Source organism: Actinocatenispora comari, assembly GCF_017312725.1.
In the GTDB taxonomy this organism is placed as follows: domain Bacteria; phylum Actinomycetota; class Actinomycetes; order Mycobacteriales; family Micromonosporaceae; genus Actinocatenispora; species Actinocatenispora comari.
In genome coordinates this window covers 16453-31369 of sequence record NZ_BOPO01000021.1, presented here as the reverse complement: position 1 = coordinate 31369, position 14917 = coordinate 16453, and the positions used below count along the sequence as shown (strand labels likewise).

The following is a 14917-nucleotide window of genomic DNA, read 5'->3' as shown; positions in this document are numbered from 1 at the left end:
GGCGTCGGCCGGTGTGCCGGGTCGGCCGGGTACGCTGGGCGGCATTGTGCTGAGCAGTGAGGTGGCGGGCCGCAACACCGCGCGTTCTTCCCGGCCGGGTGGCAGTCGACTGCCCCGGCTGCGTCATCTGCCGGTGCCGTTGCTGGCGCTGGCGGGGCTGCTGATCGTCGGCGCCGCGGTCGCCGCGCCGCTGCGGGGTGCGGTGGGCGTGGCCGGGGTGGCGGCCGGGGTCGGGCTGGTCGCGGTCAGCTACGTGCTGTCCAGCCTGGCCATCGCCTGGGCCGACCGGGTCAACCCGAGGCTCGTGCTGCCGGTCGGCCTGACCGTGTATGTGGTGAAATTCCTGTTTCTCGGGATGTTCATGCTGGCCCTGAATGCAACGGGCTGGTTAGGGCTTGCGCCGATGGGCCTTGCGATCGTCGCCGCTGCGCTAACGTGGTCCGCGGCCCAGGCCGCCTGGACGTGGCACGCCAAGATCCCATACGTGGAACCGGCCGTGGACCCCTCGGCCGCGCCGACCACCAACCGCTGAGTAACCCCTGGTCCCATCACCGGGGGTCGATGCGGTGCGCCGCTGACCGGCTGATACCGTCATCCCCATCATGACCAGCAAGCAGCAGCCTGCCACCAAGCCCGAAGGCGCAGCCGCGGGCATGGAGACAGGCTGGATGGCCACGGGTCATCTGCTCAGCGGCGTCGCCGTCTGGGCGGTGATCGGTGGGCTCGTCGACTGGTGGCTGGGGATTCCCTCCCACATCGGCCTCGTGGTCGGCATGCTGGTCGGCGCAGCCGCGGCGATCTACCTGATCGTCAAACGACTTGGCAGCAGTTAGCGAAGGGTGGTTCGGTGGCTGGAGAGCCGGCGATCCTGGCCAGTGATTTCCCACCTGGCGTCAAGGACTTCGACTTCGAGGGTCTCGTTCCAGGGCTCGGCCAAGCCGTCACGAAGGTGACGATCCTGGCTTGGTTGGCAGCGGCGCTCATCATCGTGTTCTTCCTCGTGGCATATCGCAAGCCCAAACTCGTGCCTACTAAGACACAGTGGATGGCCGAGTCGATGTACGGGTTCGTGCGCGACGGCGTCGCCACCGAGGTGATCGGTGCGAAGCGAGGGCTGCGCTTCGCGCCCTACCTGACCACGCTGTTCCTGTTCATCATCGTGATGAACTTCTTCGGGATCATTCCGTTCCTGCAGATCTCGCCGAACTCGCACATCTCCTTCCCGATGTTCCTGACGGCCATCACCTACGTGATGTTCCTGTACCTGGGCATCCGGAAGCACGGCTTCTTCGGCTACATCAAGCACACCCTGATCCTGCCGGGCGTGCCGTGGCCGATGCACTTCCTGCTCGTGCCGATCGAGTTCGTGCAGAACTTCCTGACCCGCCCGGTCACGCTGGCGGTCCGGTTGTTCGCCAACATGTTCGCCGGCCACCTGCTGCTGCTGGTGTTCACGCTGGGCGGGGTCGCCCTGATGAACGCGCAGACAGTCTTCTTCCGGCCGCTGTCCGTCGTCTCCTGGGCGATGGCGATCATCATGACGTTCTTCGAGTTGATCGTCGCCGCCCTGCAGGCATACGTGTTCGTGATCCTGACCGCGAGCTACGTCGAGAGCTCGCTCGCGGACGAGCACTGATTCGCATGTGAGCTCCGCTGCGCCGGGCACCGGCGCTCCGTTCCACCCTGTACGACCGAGAGACCAAACCAAGCCTCCGCGTGAAGGTCACGCGGGTAGACCAGGAGGAATCCCCAGATGGACCTCGCAGCTGTCACCGGTAGCCTCAGCTCCATCGGCTACGGCCTCGCCGCGATCGGCCCGGGTATCGGTGTTGGCATCGTGTTCGCCGCCTACATCACCTCGACCGCTCGGCAGCCGGAGTCGGCGGGTCTGACCCGTACCTACATGTTCCTCGGCTTCGCGATCGTCGAGGCGCTCGCTCTGTTCGGCCTGGTGCTCGGCTTCATCTGGGCGGGCTGACGTCCAGACCGTCCGACAACCCATCGGGAGTAAGCCATGAAACACCTCGCAGCAGAGGGCGGCGCTCAGATCCTGATGCCGGTCTGGTCCGAGATCATCGTCGGGCTGATCGCGTTCGCCGCAGTCTGCTTCGTCCTCATGAAGTTCGTGTTCCCGCGGATGGAAGAGACCTTCCGGGCCCGCGTGGACGCGATCGAGGGCGGGCTGAAGCGGGCCGAGCAGGCTCAGGCCGAGGCCAACCAGCTCCTCGAGCAGTACCGCGAGCAGCTCGCCGAGGCCCGCACCGAGGCCGCCGGGATCCGTGACGAGGCGCGTGCCGACGCCGCGGCGATCCGGGACGAGATGCTGGCCAAGGCGAACGAGGAGCGCGACCGCGTGATCGCGGTCGGCAAGGAGCAGCTCGCCGCCGAGCGGCAGACGCTGATCCGCGAGCTGCGCTCCGACATCGGTTCGCTCGCAGTCGATCTGGCCGGCCGGATCGTGGGCGAGTCGCTCGCCGACGAGGCGCAGCGGCGTGGCACCGTCGACCGGTTCCTGACCGAGATCGAGGCGGACGGCCGGGCCAGCACCGGCGCCGCGGGGCGTCGCTGATGGAGGCGGCGAGCCGTGAGGCGTTCGGCGCGGCGGTCGACCGGCTGAACACGTACGCCAAGCGGGCCAAGGCGGAGACGCTGGCCACGGTCGCCGACGAGCTACTCGCGATCGCGAAGCTGCTGTCCGCCGAGCCGCGGCTGCGCCGGGCGCTGTCCGACCCGGCCCGGCCGGGCGAGGACCGCGCTGGACTGGCGAACTCGCTGTTCGGCAAGCAGCTGTCGGAGGGCACCCGGACCCTGTTCGGGGTGCTCGTCGCCGGCCGCTGGTCGAGCGCCAGCGCCCTGCTCGACGGCACCGAGCTGCTCGGGGTCGAGGCGTTGCTCGCCTCGGCGGAGCGGGATGGTGCGCTGGCCGAGGTGGAGGACGAGTTGTTCCGGTTCGGCCAGATCGTGGCCGGTCAGGAGCGTCTCGCCGCCGTGCTCGGTGACGCCACCGCCGACCCGGTGCAGCGCGCCGAGCTGGTGTCGTCGCTGTTGTCCGGCAAGGTCTCCGCGGTCACCCTGCGACTGGCCGAGCTGGCTCTGACCGGTTTCGGCGGGCGCGGCTTCGAGTCGGCGCTGACCCGGCTGGTCGAGCTGGCCGCGAGCCGGCGGGACCACGAGATCGGGTACGTGACGGTCGCGGCGGAGCTGTCCGACGGTGATCTCGATCGGCTGGCTGCCGCCCTGCGGCGGATATACGGTCGAGAGATCGCGCTGAAGGTGTCCGTCAACCCGCGGATCCTCGGTGGGATGAGCGTGCAGGTCGGCTCCGATCTGTACGACGGGACCATCCTTCGGCGGATCAACGAGACACGCACCGCGCTGACCCGGCGCTGACCGGGCGCGCGGCGCAACCACACCGGCGGCCGGCAGGTCGCCGGACGACGAGAAATCCGGTGGCCCCGGCCGCCGGCATCGGTGGCCCCCGGCCACCACGTTTGGCGATGTATCACCCGCACAGGTGGCCGAGTCCGGAGCCGATCCCCCGGCGTCGCGCCCGGACCCACCGATAGGACCAAGGGACGAGGACTGGCAAAGATGGCCGAGCTGACCATCTCCTCGGAGGAGATCCGTGGCGCACTCGAGCGCTACGTCTCCTCCTATACACCGGAGATCTCCCGCGAGGAAGTCGGTGTCGTCACCACTGCCGGTGATGGCATCGCCCAGGTCGAGGGGCTGCCCTCGACCATGGCCAACGAGCTGCTCGAGTTCGAGGACGGCACGCTGGGTCTGGCGCTGAACCTGGAGACGCGCGAGATCGGCGTGGTCGTGCTCGGTGAGTACGCCGGCATCGAGGAGGGCCAGACGGTCCGGCGCACCGGCCGGGTGCTGTCGGTGCCGGTCGGCGACGCGTTCCTCGGTCGCGTGGTGGACCCGCTGGGTCGCCCGATGGACGGCCTCGGCGACATCGAGAACGAGGGCTTCCGCGAGCTGGAGCTGCAGGCTCCGAACGTGATGTCGCGGCAGCCGGTCGAGGAGCCGCTGCAGACCGGCATCAAGGCGATCGACGGCATGATCCCGGTCGGCCGGGGCCAGCGTGAGCTGATCATCGGCGACCGGCAGACCGGCAAGACCACGGTCGCCATCGACACGATCATCAACCAGCGCGCCAACTGGAAGACCGGCGACCCGCAGCAGCAGGTGCGCTGCATCTACGTCGCGATCGGCCAGAAGGCGTCCACGATCGCCACGGTCAAGGGCAAGCTGGAAGAGGCCGGCGCGCTGGAGTACACCACGATCGTGGCGGCCCCGGCGTCCGACCCGGCCGGCTTCAAGTACATCGCGCCCTACACCGGGTCGAGCATCGGCCAGCACTGGATGTACAACGGCAAGCACGTGCTGATCGTGTTCGACGACCTGACCAAGCAGGCCGAGGCGTACCGCGCGGTGTCGCTGCTGCTGCGCCGGCCGCCGGGCCGCGAGGCCTACCCGGGCGACGTGTTCTACCTGCACTCCCGGCTGCTGGAGCGGTGCGCGAAGCTGTCCGACGAGCTGGGCGCGGGTTCGATGACCGGGCTGCCGATCATCGAGACCAAGGCCGGCGACGTCTCCGCGTACATCCCGACCAACGTCATCTCGATCACCGACGGCCAGATCTACCTCGAGGCCGACCTGTTCAACGCGGGCACCAAGCCGGCCATCAACGTCGGTACCTCGGTGTCCCGGGTCGGCACGGCCGCGCAGCGCAAGGCGATCAAGAAGGTGTCCGGCCGGCTCAAGCTCGACCTGGCGCAGTACCGCGACCTGGAGGCGTTCGCCGCCTTCGCGTCCGACCTGGACCGCACCTCGCGGGCCCAGCTGGACCGCGGTGCCCGGCTGACCGAGCTGCTCAAGCAGGACGAGTCGAACCCCTTCCCGTACGAGGAGGAGGTCGTCTCGATCTGGTCGGGGACCACCGGCAAGCTGGACAGCGTGCCGGTCTCCGACGTCGGCCGGTTCGAGCGCGAGTTCCTCGGCTACCTGCGGCACAACCACAAGGTCGTGCTGGACGAGATCGCCAGCACCGGTGCGATGTCGGACGACGCCGCCAACACGCTGGAGTCCGCGGTCGCGAAGTTCACCCAGAACTTCCTCGCCGGCAGCGACGAGCTGAAGGTGAACGAGGCGCCGGCGGAGGCGCTGGCCGAGGGCGCCGAGGGCCAGGAGACGGTGCAGAAGTACGTCCCGTCGGCGGAGAAGAAGTAACCCATGGCCGCTCAGCTACGGGTACTCCGCCGCCGGATCCGGTCGGTCAAGTCGACCGGCAAGATCACCAAGGCGCAGGAGCTCATCGCCACGAGCCGCATCGCGAAGGCGCAGGAGCGCGTCGCCGCGGCCCAGCCGTACGCGCACGCCATCACCGGCGTGCTCACGGCGCTGGCGTCCGGTGCCAACATCGAGCACCCGCTGCTGACCCCGCGTGAGCGGGTGCGGCGCGCCGGTGTCCTGGTCGTGACCAGCGACCGGGGCATGTGCGGTGGCTACAACGCCAACGTGATCCGCACCGCCGAGCAGTTGATCGCCCGGCTGCGGTCGGACGGCATCGAGCCGGTGCTGTACGTGATCGGCCGCAAGGGCGTCACGTACTACCGGTTCCGCAACCGGGACATCGCCGAGAGCTGGACCGGCTTCTCCGAGCAGCCGGCGTTCGACGACGCCCGGGAGGCCGGCCAGACGCTGATCGACGCGTTCAACGCCGGTGCCGACGACACCGACGGTGGCTTCGGCCCCGACGGGCTGCCCGGCATCGACGAGCTGTACGCGGTGTACACGCACCTGGCGTCGATGGTGTCGCAGGTGCCGACGGTGACCCGGGTCGCCCCGATGGAGATCGAGGAGACCGACAAGCCGTCCACCGGCATCCCCCCGGCGTACGAGTTCGAGCCGGATGCCGCCTCGCTGTTGGACTCGCTGCTGCCGAAGTACATCAACACCCGCATCTACGCGGCGCTGTTGGACTCGGCGGCGAGCGAGTCGGCGGCTCGGCGGGCGGCCATGAAGGCCGCCTCCGACAACGCGAACGACATCGCCCGGACCCTTACCCGTGAGATGAACGCGGCCCGGCAGGCCGCGATCACCCAGGAGATCAGCGAGATCGTCGGCGGCGTGGACGCGCTGGCCGCGTCAGGAAGTGAAGAGTGATGACCGCGACTACTCAGGACAAGGCGACTGCCGTCGGCCGCGTCGCCCGGGTGATCGGCGCCGTGGTCGACGTCGAGTTCCCGCGCGAGGCGATGCCCGCGATCTACAACGCGCTCAAGGTCGACGTCGAGCTGTCGGCCGGCAAGCAGGAGATCACCCTGGAGGTCGCCCAGCACCTGGGTGACAACATGGTGCGGGCGATCTCGCTGAAGCCGACCGACGGCATGGTCCGGGGCGCCGAGGTGCGCGACACCGGCAAGCCGATCTCGGTGCCGGTCGGTGAGGCGACCAAGGGCCACGTGTTCGACGTGACCGGCAACGTGCTGAACCTCAAGGACGGCGAGAAGTTCGAGCCGGCCGACCGGTGGGGCATCCACCGCGAGCCGCCGGCGTTCGCCGACCTGGAGCCGAAGACCGAGATGCTGGAGACCGGCATCAAGGTCATCGACCTGCTCACGCCGTACGTGCGTGGTGGCAAGATCGGTCTGTTCGGCGGTGCCGGGGTGGGCAAGACGGTGCTCATCCAGGAGATGATCTACCGCGTCGCCCAGAACTTCGGCGGTACCTCGGTGTTCGCCGGCGTCGGTGAGCGCACCCGTGAAGGCAACGACCTGATCGGTGAGATGACCGAGATGAACGTCTTCGACAAGACGGCGCTCGTCTTCGGCCAGATGGACGAGCCGCCGGGCACCCGGCTGCGGGTGGCGCTGTCCGCGCTGACCATGGCGGAGTACTTCCGGGACGTGCAGAACCAGGAAGTGCTGCTGTTCATCGACAACATCTTCCGGTTCACCCAGGCCGGTTCGGAGGTGTCCACCCTGCTGGGCCGGATGCCGTCCGCGGTGGGTTACCAGCCGACGCTGGCCGACGAGATGGGCGTGCTGCAGGAGCGCATCACCTCGGTCCGCGGCCACGCGATCACCTCGATGCAGGCGATCTACGTGCCGGCCGACGACTACACCGACCCGGCGCCGGCGACCACGTTCGCCCACCTGGACGCGACCACGAACCTGGAGCGGTCGATCTCCGACAAGGGCATCTACCCGGCGGTGGACCCGCTGGCGTCGACGTCCCGGCTGCTCGCCCCGTCGTTCGTGGGCGCCGAGCACTACCAGGTCGCGGAGACGGTCAAGCAGATCCTGCAGAAGTACAAGGATCTGCAGGACATCATCGCCATCCTCGGCATGGACGAGCTGTCCGAAGAGGACAAGGTGACGGTCCAGCGGGCCCGCCGGATCGAGCGGTTCCTGTCCCAGAACACCTTCATGGCGGAGAAGTTCACCGGCCTGGCCGGCTCGTTCGTTCCGCTGAAGGAGACCATCGAGGCGTTCAAGAAGCTCGCCGAGGGGGAGTACGACCACTTCCCTGAGCAGGCCTTCTTCATGTGCGGTGGCCTGGAGGACCTGGAGCGCAACGCGCACGAGCTCGCCAAGAACGAGTAGTTCTGCGCCGCGGTACCACCTGGTTCGGGCCGGTGTCCCTCGTGGGCACCGGCCCGAACCGCGTCAGCACGGTGCTCGCCCGGCAGCCGGTACCTGCCGGTTGCACAGGGCGAACACGACACCCTGGGTGGTGCCGCAAAGTGCGGTGCGTCACTGTTTCCGCGTCTGGGGTGCCCGCCGCGTGCCGGCGGTCACGCATTAGAATTCCTTGTCACATCCCCGTTGCGTCTAGGAGAAGCCGGTGGCCGACCCACTGCACGTCGAGCTCGTCGCGGTCGAGCAGAAAGTCTGGACCGGCGAGGCGAAGATGCTCATCGCCCGCACCACCGAGGGCGAGCTGGGCGTCCTGCCCGGTCACGCGCCGTTGCTCGGTGAGCTGGCCGACCCGGGCACCGTCCGGATCCAGCGCGACGGCGAGGAAGAGCTGGTCTACACGGTCAACGGCGGGTTCCTCTCCGTCACCGGCCGCGGGGTGACGGTGCTCGCCGAGACGGTCGAGTTGGGCGAGCCGGCCGAGGCCGGCGCGCACTAGCGAGGGCCGGGCACCGATGCGAGTCTTCGAGGCGATCGGCGTCGGTGTCCTGCTCGTGCTCGTCGCGCTCGGCCTGCTGTTCCTGCGCCGGGCGCTGATCGCCCGGCGCGGCGGCACGATCGAGGTCAGTGTCCGGGTGACCGCCCGGATCCCGGGCCGCGGTTGGGCGCCGGGCTTCGGCCGCTTCGCCGGCGACCAGCTGCTGTGGTACCGGATGTTCAGCCTGGCGATGCGGCCGCGTGAGGTGCTGTCCCGGCGCACGCTGGCGATCCGGTCCCGCCGCCCACCGGGCGGCCCTGAGCTGCTCGTGCTGCCGCCCGACGCGCTCGTGCTGTGTTGCGCCAACGACCGGGACGTCGTCGAGGTCGCCATGACCGAAGGCGCGCTGACCGGTTTCCTGTCCTGGCTCGAGGCCGCCCCACCCGGGGCGGCCTCGCGTCGTTTCGGCCTCCCCGCCGACGACCAGGCCAGCTGACCGCGGCGCCGGCCCGGGTATCTCGCTGAGCAGCGGCCCGCGGCGGCTCGGGTGACCGGTTCGCCCTGACCCGTGTCGCCGGCGCCGCGGCGAGCGCGGTGCTCGCCGGTCAGCCGGCGACCAGCTCGACCTCGTAGCCGTCCTGGTCGGCCAGGTAGCCGGCGTGGCAGTCCGGGCCGCCGGCGTGCGGATACCGCTCCGCGAACAGCGGTGACCAGCCGTGTGCCGGCGCCGCCGCCATCAGCGCGTCGACCTGCGCGGGGGTACCGGTGTGCAGGGCAAGGTGGTTCAATCCGGGCGCGGTGCGCTCGTGCCGGTCACCGGTCAGCGCCGGCGACTGCTCCAGCACCAGGTAGGTCGCGCCGAGCCGCCAAGAGCGCCCGGCCGGCCACTGCTGGTACGGCGTGTAGCCCAGCTCGCCGAGCAGCCAGCCCCAGGAGCGCGCCGCCCGGGTCAGGTCCGGTACCCACAGCTCGACGTGGTGCAGCGCGCCCCGGCTCACCGCCACGGGGTGCGGTGCGTCGGCGCTCACCGCTGTCCGCCTGGCACCCACTTCACGTCGCCGGACGGATTCGCCAGCCGGGCCAGGATGAACAGCAGGTCGCTCAGCCGGTTCAGGTACTTGGCGGCGAGCACGTTGGTGCGCTCGGGGTCGTGGTCGAGCAGCGCCCACGCCGAGCGCTCGGCCCGCCGCGCGACGGTACGGGCGTGGTGCAGCAGCGCGGCGCCCGGGGTGCCGCCGGGCAGGATGAACGAGTCGAGCTTGCGGCAGCGCTCGTTGAACTCGTCACACCAGCCCTCCAGCCGTTCGACGTAGTCGTCGGTGACCCGCAGCTCCGGGTTCTTCGGCTCCGGGGTGACCGGGGTGGCGAGGTCGGCGCCGACGTCGAACAGGTCGTTCTGGACCCGGGTGAGCACCCCGGTCAGTTCGTCGTCGAGCCGGCCGAGCGCGAGCGCGGTGCCCAACACGGCGTTGGTCTCGTCACAGTCGGCGTACGCGGCGATGCGCGGATCGGTCTTGGGCACCCGGCTGAAGTCGTTCAGCCCGGTCGTGCCGTCGTCGCCGGTTCGGGTGTAGATCCTGGTCAGATGTACCGCCATCGGACCAGCCTATTCCTGCGTCCGGGAGCGGGTGGCGGCCGACTCCGACGCACCGCCCCGGGGCGCGAGCGGATCCGGCGCCGCGCCTACGATGACGCGCGTGGATGTCATCCGGGTCTACGGTGGTACGCGGCTGGCCGGCGAGGTGCCGGTGGCCGGCGCCAAGAACAGCGCGCTCAAGCTGATGGCGGCGGCGCTGCTCGCGCCGGGCCGTACCACCATCACCAACGCGCCGGGCATCACCGACATCTCGATCATGGCCGAGGTGCTGCGCCGGCTCGGCTGCCAGGTCGAGGTGGACGGCGGCGACATCGCCATCGACACCCCGGACGAGTTGGAGCCGGAGGCCGACTACAACCTGGTCCGCCGGTTGCGCGCGTCGATCTGCGTGCTCGGCCCGCTGCTGGCCCGCTGCCGGCACGCCCGGGTCGCGCACCCGGGCGGCGACGCGATCGGCTCCCGCGGCCTGGACATGCACGTCGCCGGGCTGTCCCGGATGGGCGCCGACATCGGCTCCGAGCACGGCTTCGTGGTGGCCCGCGCCGCCCAGCTGACCGGTGCGCAGATCTGGCTTGACTTCCCGAGCGTCGGCGCCACCGAGAACATCCTGATGGCCGCGGTACTGGCGCGCGGCACCACGGTGATCGACAACGCGGCGCGGGAGCCGGAGATCGTCGACCTGGCCGACATGCTCAACTCGATGGGCGCGCAGGTCTCCGGGGCCGGTACGGCGACGCTGGAGGTCACCGGCGTCGAGTCGATGCATCCCACCACCCATCGCACGGTCGGCGACCGGATCGTCGCCGGTACCTGGGCGTTCGGTGCGGTGATGACCCGCGGCGACGTGACGGTCCGGGGCGTGCGGGCGGCGAACCTGAGCGTCGCGCTGGACAAGCTCACCGACGCCGGTGCCGAGATCGAGCAGTTGCCCGATGCCGACGGCGTACCGGCGTTCCGGGTCGCCATCGATCGCCGGCCGACCGCGGTCGACGTGGTCACGCTGCCGTTCCCGGGGTTCGCCACCGACCTGCTGCCGATGGCGATCGGCCTCGGTGCGGTCTCCGGCGGCGTCTCGCTGATCACCGAGAACATCTTCGACGGCCGGTTCATGTTCGTGAACGAGATGTCCCGGCTCGGCGCCGACATCCGCACCGACGGCCACCACGCGGTGGTCCGCGGCCGGGAGCGGCTCTCCGGTGCCCCGGTGCGGGCCTCCGACATCCGGGCGGGTGCCGGGCTCGCGATCGCCGGCCTGTGCGCGGAGGGCACCACCGAGGTCAGCCACGTGCACCACATCGACCGCGGGTACCCGCACTTCGTCGACCAGTTGCGGGCGCTGGGCGTCAAGGCCGAGCGCTGCACCGTCCCCGACGACGACTTCGGCTACTGATCGCGCCGCCGCGGCCGACCCGGCCGACCAGGCGGCGGGTCTAGCCGACCAGACTGCGGGGCTAGCCGACCAGGCGGCGGGCTAGCCGACCAGACTGCGGGGCTAGCCGACCAGGCGGCGGGCCTTGTCGAGCTGGTCGACGAAGACCAGCACCCGCGCGCTGTCGCCCTCGGTCGAGATGGTGGACCGGATGCCGGCGTCGGCGAGCACCTCGCGCACCAGGGTCGCCTGCCGCTGGTTGTCGGCGACCAGCACGGTGCGCAGCAGACCGTACCCCTCGTCGGCGGACTCCGGGGCGTCCACCACCTGATCCTGCGCGGCCTGCTCGATCGCCTCGTGCGTACCGTCGGGCACGGGCGGCGTGACGACCGGCGAGTCGACGGCGGCCGGCGAAGCCGGATCGTCGTCGTTCGGCGACACGTGGTAGCGACGCTCGGACAGGTCGCTCCCGTAGGTCCAGCGGAGCACGATCGCCAGCCCGGCGATGAGGCCGAAGGCGATCAGGATGCTGACTGGGGCAGGCACGTCCGTCAGTCTGCCACTGCCGGGCCAGCTTCGACATCGGCGGCCCGGCCACCGAAATCGTCGCGTGTCCGCCAGCCGCGGACCGGACCGCCGATCACCCGACACCGGCCCGCCGGCCACCCCGCTCCGGCCCACCGGGCCACCTCGCTCCGGCCGGTCGACCGGTCCGACCGTCGGGTACCCCACCGCTCGAATCCGTGCAGGTCAGGGTGCCGGGGCAGGCGGTCAGACCACGCCGACCCGCCGGGCCAGCGCGCGCAGCTGCTGTCCGCCGGCCTCCCGGCGGGCCCGGCGCAGGATGTCACCGACCGTCTCCCGTACCGTCGTGGACGCCCGGATGCGTTGCGGCGCCAGCCGTTCGGCGACGCAGAACGCCTCGACCGCGCGGGCGTCGGCACCGCCCTGGGCGTACCCGCGGCCGAGGTCGGCGAAGAACGACGCGCGCCGGGACGCCGAGTCGACCACCTCGGGCCGGATCTGCCGGGCGATCTCGTCGACCCGGCCGCCCTCGCCCAGCTCGACCGCGATCGCCACCCGCCAGAACCCGATGTTGGTCGGCCCGAAGCACAGCCCGGCGAACTCGCCCTCGCCGGTACGGGAGGCGACCGCGTCGGCCTCGGCCAGGTGGGCGTGGGTGTCGCCGGCGCGCTCGGTCACCGCGGCGGCGAACGCCGCGGACAGGTGCAGCATCCCGTACACCTGGGCGGTGTCGGCGTCGGCCAGGTGCGGCTGCAGCCGGTCGGCGGCCTCGCCGGCGAGCCGGCCGGTGAGCGCCTTGGTCTCCGGGGGCAGGGAGTGCAGCCGGGTGAAGGCGGCCAGGCCCAGGTACGCCGGCTCGGCCAGCTCGGTGGCGGCCCGCCCGCACGCCTCGGCGGCGGTCATCGCCAGGTCGCGGTGGCCGAGGTATTTGAGGGTGTAGGTGGCGCAGTAGGTGGCCCGCACCATCAGCCGCAGCGCCTCCCGGCGCTGCGCCGCGGAGCCGGTGCGGCACCGGGCGCCCAGGTCGCGCAGCAGGTCGGGCAGCAGCGGTCCGATCTTGTCGTACCGGGCGGCGGCGCGCAGCGGCTGCAACGCGTCGGTGTCGCGGCGCAGCGCGGTGAGCTCGCGGCCGGTGGTGTGCTCGTCGTCGAGCGCGAGCAGCACCAGCGCCGAGCGTACGGCGGGGACGGTGGCGAGTGCCGCGGCGTGTTCCGGGAACAGCGGCGCGCCGGGCTGGTCGGTCAGGTCGGCGGTGGAGACCTGCAGCGCGGCGGCGACGGCGGTCAGCTGGGAACGCCGGTCGAGGATGCGCTTGCCGTTCTCGACCTCCGACAGCAGCCCGACGGAGATCCCGGCCAGGCCGGCCAGCGTCTTGAGCGGCATGCCGCGGTAGCGCCGCCAGGTGCGAATGCGTTCCCCGACGATCGGCCGGTCATCGGGGAGATACGACTCCCGAGCCATGAATTTCACGGTATAGACGGTTTGCCCGGGGCGATAGACCTGCCAGAGGGTGATTTGTATCTGACACTCAGCAAGGTGATGTCTGCGCGAGCGGCGGCGAACCCATCGATCCACGTGATCGTGCCATTCCGGGCGGCCGAGCACCGCCCGGCGTAATCACCGCGCAGTAGGCGGCTTGGACAGAGTTCACTCCGTTGAACTTTTCCGGCTGCTCAGAAAGTAGCCTTGTGATTGCGTTCAGTTGCATTCCCGTTGACGCCCGATGGGTCGGAGGCCCCGGCTCATCGGGCGGGCGAGACGGGCAGCCGGACACGCGCTGTCAACACCCTTCGAAGCAGAGACCACCAGTCCTGCCGGGAGACGGTCATGGACCCGCAATCAGCCAATCCACTTCTCTCCGACGTCGCAACCCGACTGCTCCGGTCGCATCACCCCGACGAGGCGGACCCGGACCGGTGCGCGCATCCGCGCTGCCGCCGGCCGTACCCGTGCGAGACGGCGCGGGTGGCCACCGAGGCGGCGAGACAGGCGGGTCCGGTACGGCGGCCCCGTCCGGTGTCGCCCGCCGTGGGCACCACGGCAGCTGCGACGGCGCGATGACCATGGCGACCACCGGTGTGACCCCCCGCATCGGCGACCTGGTCCGACTGGACGCCGCGGCAAGTTCGCAGTTCGAACGGCCGATCTGGTTCCGGGTGATCGGCGTCCGACCGTCCCCGACGGTGCCCGGCTGGGTCTACCTGGACGGCTGGGAGCTCGCCGAGGGCCTGGAGATCACCGAGGTGACGGTGTTCGTCCGGGTCGCCGGGCTGACCGTCCGGCGCGACGACTGACCGGTGGCACGGCCGTCCGCCGCCGCCCGGTCCGCGCCCCTGAGTAGAGTCCGCTACTGAACGGTAGCTTTGCTCCGAGGAAGGGGACGGACATGGCGGGACGGCTCGCGGTGGTCGGCGCCGGGCTGATGGGCTCGGGCATCGCGCAGGTGGCGGCCCAGGCCGGCTGGCAGGTCAGCATGCGCGACGTGGACGACGCGGCGCTGGCGCGCGGGATGGCCGGCATCGAGAAGTCGCTGAACAAGTTCGTCGAGAAGCAGAAGCTCAGCGAGCCGGACGCGGCGGCCGCGCTCGGCCGGATCGCCACCACCACCGACCTCGGTGTGGTGTCCGAGGCCGACATCGTCGTCGAGGCGGTGTTCGAGCAGGTCGAGATCAAGCAGCGGGTCTTCATGGAACTCGACCGGCTCGCCGCGGACGGCGCGGTGCTCGCGACCAACACCTCCGCCATCCCGATCACCACGATCGCCTCGGTGACCAAGCGCCCCGAGTACGTCGTCGGCACCCACTTCTTCTCGCCGGTGCCGATGATGGCGCTGGTGGAACTGGTTCGCGGGTACCAGACGAGCGACGAGACGATGTCCCGCGCGACCGCGTTCGCCGAGGAGATCGGCAAGACGGTGGTGACCGTCAACCGGGACATCGCCGGCTTCGTCACCACCCGGCTGATCTGCGCGCTGGCGATGGAGGCGGCCCGGCTGGTGGAGAACGGCGTGATCAGCGCCGCCGACCTGGACACCGCCTGCAAGCTGGGATTCGGGCACGCGATGGGTCCGCTGGCCACCACCGATCTGACCGGTGTCGACGTGTTGGTGCACGCCACCGAGAACATCTACGCCGACAGCAAGGACGCGAAGTTCGCCCCGCCGGAGTCGTTGCTGCGGATGGTCGCCGCTGGCCACCTGGGCCGCAAGTCGGGCCAGGGCTTCTACTCGTACGAGTAGCAGCCGGGGTTTGTCGCCGCCGCCCCCGGGTACGCCTGACCGCAGCGACCCGGGGAGGCGC

18 protein-coding genes are annotated in these 14917 nt (G+C 70.5%); 14 read left to right on the top strand and 4 right to left on the bottom strand.

Going from position 1 to position 14917, the window contains the following annotated elements:
• Window positions 1-46 precede the first annotated feature (46 nt).
• The 11 genes from NUM_RS07745 (at window position 47) to NUM_RS07695 (ending at window position 8623) form a co-directional block, all read left to right on the top strand.
• Window positions 47-532 (top strand): hypothetical protein, encoded by a 486-nt coding sequence (locus NUM_RS07745; protein ID WP_225918398.1) that lies wholly within the window; start codon window positions 47-49, stop codon window positions 530-532.
• Window positions 533-602: 70 nt separating this feature from the next.
• Window positions 603-833, top strand: a complete 231-nt coding sequence (locus NUM_RS07740; RefSeq protein ID WP_207124056.1) for an AtpZ/AtpI family protein — start codon at window positions 603-605, stop codon at window positions 831-833.
• 14 nt (window positions 834-847) lie between these two features.
• A complete protein-coding gene (gene atpB / locus NUM_RS07735; protein WP_207124054.1) occupies window positions 848-1636 on the top strand; it encodes a F0F1 ATP synthase subunit A in 789 nt (262 codons plus the stop codon).
• Window positions 1637-1753: 117 nt separating this feature from the next.
• Complete coding sequence (gene atpE, locus NUM_RS07730) at window positions 1754-1978, top strand: ATP synthase F0 subunit C (RefSeq protein WP_030448062.1); 225 nt, start codon at window positions 1754-1756, stop codon at window positions 1976-1978.
• Window positions 1979-2014: 36 nt separating this feature from the next.
• Entirely contained in the window at window positions 2015-2569 is a 555-nt protein-coding gene (locus NUM_RS07725; protein ID WP_030448063.1) for a F0F1 ATP synthase subunit B, read from the top strand.
• On the top strand, window positions 2566-3390 hold the full coding sequence (locus NUM_RS07720) for a F0F1 ATP synthase subunit delta (RefSeq protein WP_207124124.1): 825 nt from the start codon (window positions 2566-2568) through the stop codon (window positions 3388-3390). The genes NUM_RS07725 and NUM_RS07720 overlap by 4 nt, the downstream gene beginning before the upstream one ends.
• Before the next feature lie 201 nt (window positions 3391-3591).
• Entirely contained in the window at window positions 3592-5238 is a 1647-nt protein-coding gene (atpA, locus tag NUM_RS07715; protein WP_207124052.1) for a F0F1 ATP synthase subunit alpha, read from the top strand.
• Between the two features lie 3 nt (window positions 5239-5241).
• Entirely contained in the window at window positions 5242-6174 is a 933-nt protein-coding gene (locus NUM_RS07710) for a F0F1 ATP synthase subunit gamma (RefSeq protein WP_030448066.1), read from the top strand.
• A complete protein-coding gene (atpD, locus tag NUM_RS07705) occupies window positions 6174-7616 on the top strand; it encodes a F0F1 ATP synthase subunit beta (protein WP_207124049.1) in 1443 nt (480 codons plus the stop codon). Before NUM_RS07710 ends, atpD begins: the two co-directional genes overlap by 1 nt.
• 241 nt (window positions 7617-7857) lie before the next feature.
• On the top strand, window positions 7858-8148 hold the full coding sequence (locus NUM_RS07700; RefSeq protein WP_030448068.1) for a F0F1 ATP synthase subunit epsilon: 291 nt from the start codon (window positions 7858-7860) through the stop codon (window positions 8146-8148).
• 16 nt (window positions 8149-8164) lie between these two features.
• Window positions 8165-8623: a DUF2550 domain-containing protein gene (locus tag NUM_RS07695; protein WP_207124047.1), complete on the top strand. Its 459-nt coding sequence runs from the start codon at window positions 8165-8167 to the stop codon at window positions 8621-8623.
• A gap of 109 nt (window positions 8624-8732) precedes the next feature.
• Here NUM_RS07695 and NUM_RS07690 read toward each other — a convergent pair whose 3' ends face one another.
• On the bottom strand, window positions 8733-9155 hold the full coding sequence (locus NUM_RS07690; RefSeq protein ID WP_225918397.1) for a VOC family protein: 423 nt from the start codon (window positions 9153-9155) through the stop codon (window positions 8733-8735).
• A complete protein-coding gene (locus tag NUM_RS07685; RefSeq protein WP_207124045.1) occupies window positions 9152-9724 on the bottom strand; it encodes a cob(I)yrinic acid a,c-diamide adenosyltransferase in 573 nt (190 codons plus the stop codon). Before NUM_RS07685 ends, NUM_RS07690 begins: the two co-directional genes overlap by 4 nt.
• 91 nt (window positions 9725-9815) lie before the next feature.
• Here NUM_RS07685 and murA point away from each other — a divergent pair, with 91 nt between their 5' ends.
• On the top strand, window positions 9816-11114 hold the full coding sequence (murA, locus tag NUM_RS07680; RefSeq protein ID WP_207124042.1) for a UDP-N-acetylglucosamine 1-carboxyvinyltransferase: 1299 nt from the start codon (window positions 9816-9818) through the stop codon (window positions 11112-11114).
• A 102-nt stretch (window positions 11115-11216) separates the two neighbouring features.
• Here murA and NUM_RS07675 read toward each other — a convergent pair whose 3' ends face one another.
• Window positions 11217-11639: a hypothetical protein gene (locus NUM_RS07675; protein WP_207124040.1), complete on the bottom strand. Its 423-nt coding sequence runs from the start codon at window positions 11637-11639 to the stop codon at window positions 11217-11219.
• Window positions 11640-11864: 225 nt separating this feature from the next.
• Window positions 11865-13079 (bottom strand): helix-turn-helix domain-containing protein, encoded by a 1215-nt coding sequence (locus NUM_RS07670; protein ID WP_207124038.1) that lies wholly within the window; start codon window positions 13077-13079, stop codon window positions 11865-11867.
• A 596-nt stretch (window positions 13080-13675) separates the two neighbouring features.
• On the opposite strand from NUM_RS07670, the gene NUM_RS07665 reads away from it, so the two are divergent.
• Both NUM_RS07665 and NUM_RS07660 read left to right on the top strand, forming a co-directional pair.
• Complete coding sequence (locus tag NUM_RS07665; RefSeq protein WP_207124036.1) at window positions 13676-13912, top strand: hypothetical protein; 237 nt, start codon at window positions 13676-13678, stop codon at window positions 13910-13912.
• Between the two features lie 92 nt (window positions 13913-14004).
• Window positions 14005-14856 carry a 3-hydroxyacyl-CoA dehydrogenase family protein gene (locus NUM_RS07660; protein WP_207124032.1) on the top strand — a complete coding sequence of 284 codons (852 nt, stop codon included), beginning with the start codon at window positions 14005-14007 and terminating at the stop codon, window positions 14854-14856.
• The last annotated feature ends 61 nt before the right edge of the window (window positions 14857-14917 follow it).

What these genes read in the sequence shown, in the direction of transcription:
- murA (WP_207124042.1), top strand. Translation starts at nt 9,816, where the DNA reads ATGACGCGCGTGGATGTCATCCGGGTCTACGGTGGTACGCGGCTGGCC.
- atpA (WP_207124052.1), top strand. Translation starts at nt 3,592, where the DNA reads ATGGCCGAGCTGACCATCTCCTCGGAGGAGATCCGTGGCGCACTCGAG.
- NUM_RS07710 (WP_030448066.1), top strand. Translation starts at nt 5,242, where the DNA reads ATGGCCGCTCAGCTACGGGTACTCCGCCGCCGGATCCGGTCGGTCAAG.
- NUM_RS07740 (WP_207124056.1), top strand. Translation starts at nt 603, where the DNA reads ATGACCAGCAAGCAGCAGCCTGCCACCAAGCCCGAAGGCGCAGCCGCG.
- atpE (WP_030448062.1), top strand. Translation starts at nt 1,754, where the DNA reads ATGGACCTCGCAGCTGTCACCGGTAGCCTCAGCTCCATCGGCTACGGC.
- NUM_RS07670 (WP_207124038.1), bottom strand. Translation starts at nt 13,079, where the DNA reads ATGGCTCGGGAGTCGTATCTCCCCGATGACCGGCCGATCGTCGGGGAA.
- NUM_RS07725 (WP_030448063.1), top strand. Translation starts at nt 2,015, where the DNA reads ATGAAACACCTCGCAGCAGAGGGCGGCGCTCAGATCCTGATGCCGGTC.
- NUM_RS07695 (WP_207124047.1), top strand. Translation starts at nt 8,165, where the DNA reads ATGCGAGTCTTCGAGGCGATCGGCGTCGGTGTCCTGCTCGTGCTCGTC.
- NUM_RS07660 (WP_207124032.1), top strand. Translation starts at nt 14,005, where the DNA reads ATGGCGGGACGGCTCGCGGTGGTCGGCGCCGGGCTGATGGGCTCGGGC.
- atpD (WP_207124049.1), top strand. Translation starts at nt 6,174, where the DNA reads ATGACCGCGACTACTCAGGACAAGGCGACTGCCGTCGGCCGCGTCGCC.
- NUM_RS07665 (WP_207124036.1), top strand. Translation starts at nt 13,676, where the DNA reads ATGACCATGGCGACCACCGGTGTGACCCCCCGCATCGGCGACCTGGTC.
- NUM_RS07685 (WP_207124045.1), bottom strand. Translation starts at nt 9,724, where the DNA reads ATGGCGGTACATCTGACCAGGATCTACACCCGAACCGGCGACGACGGC.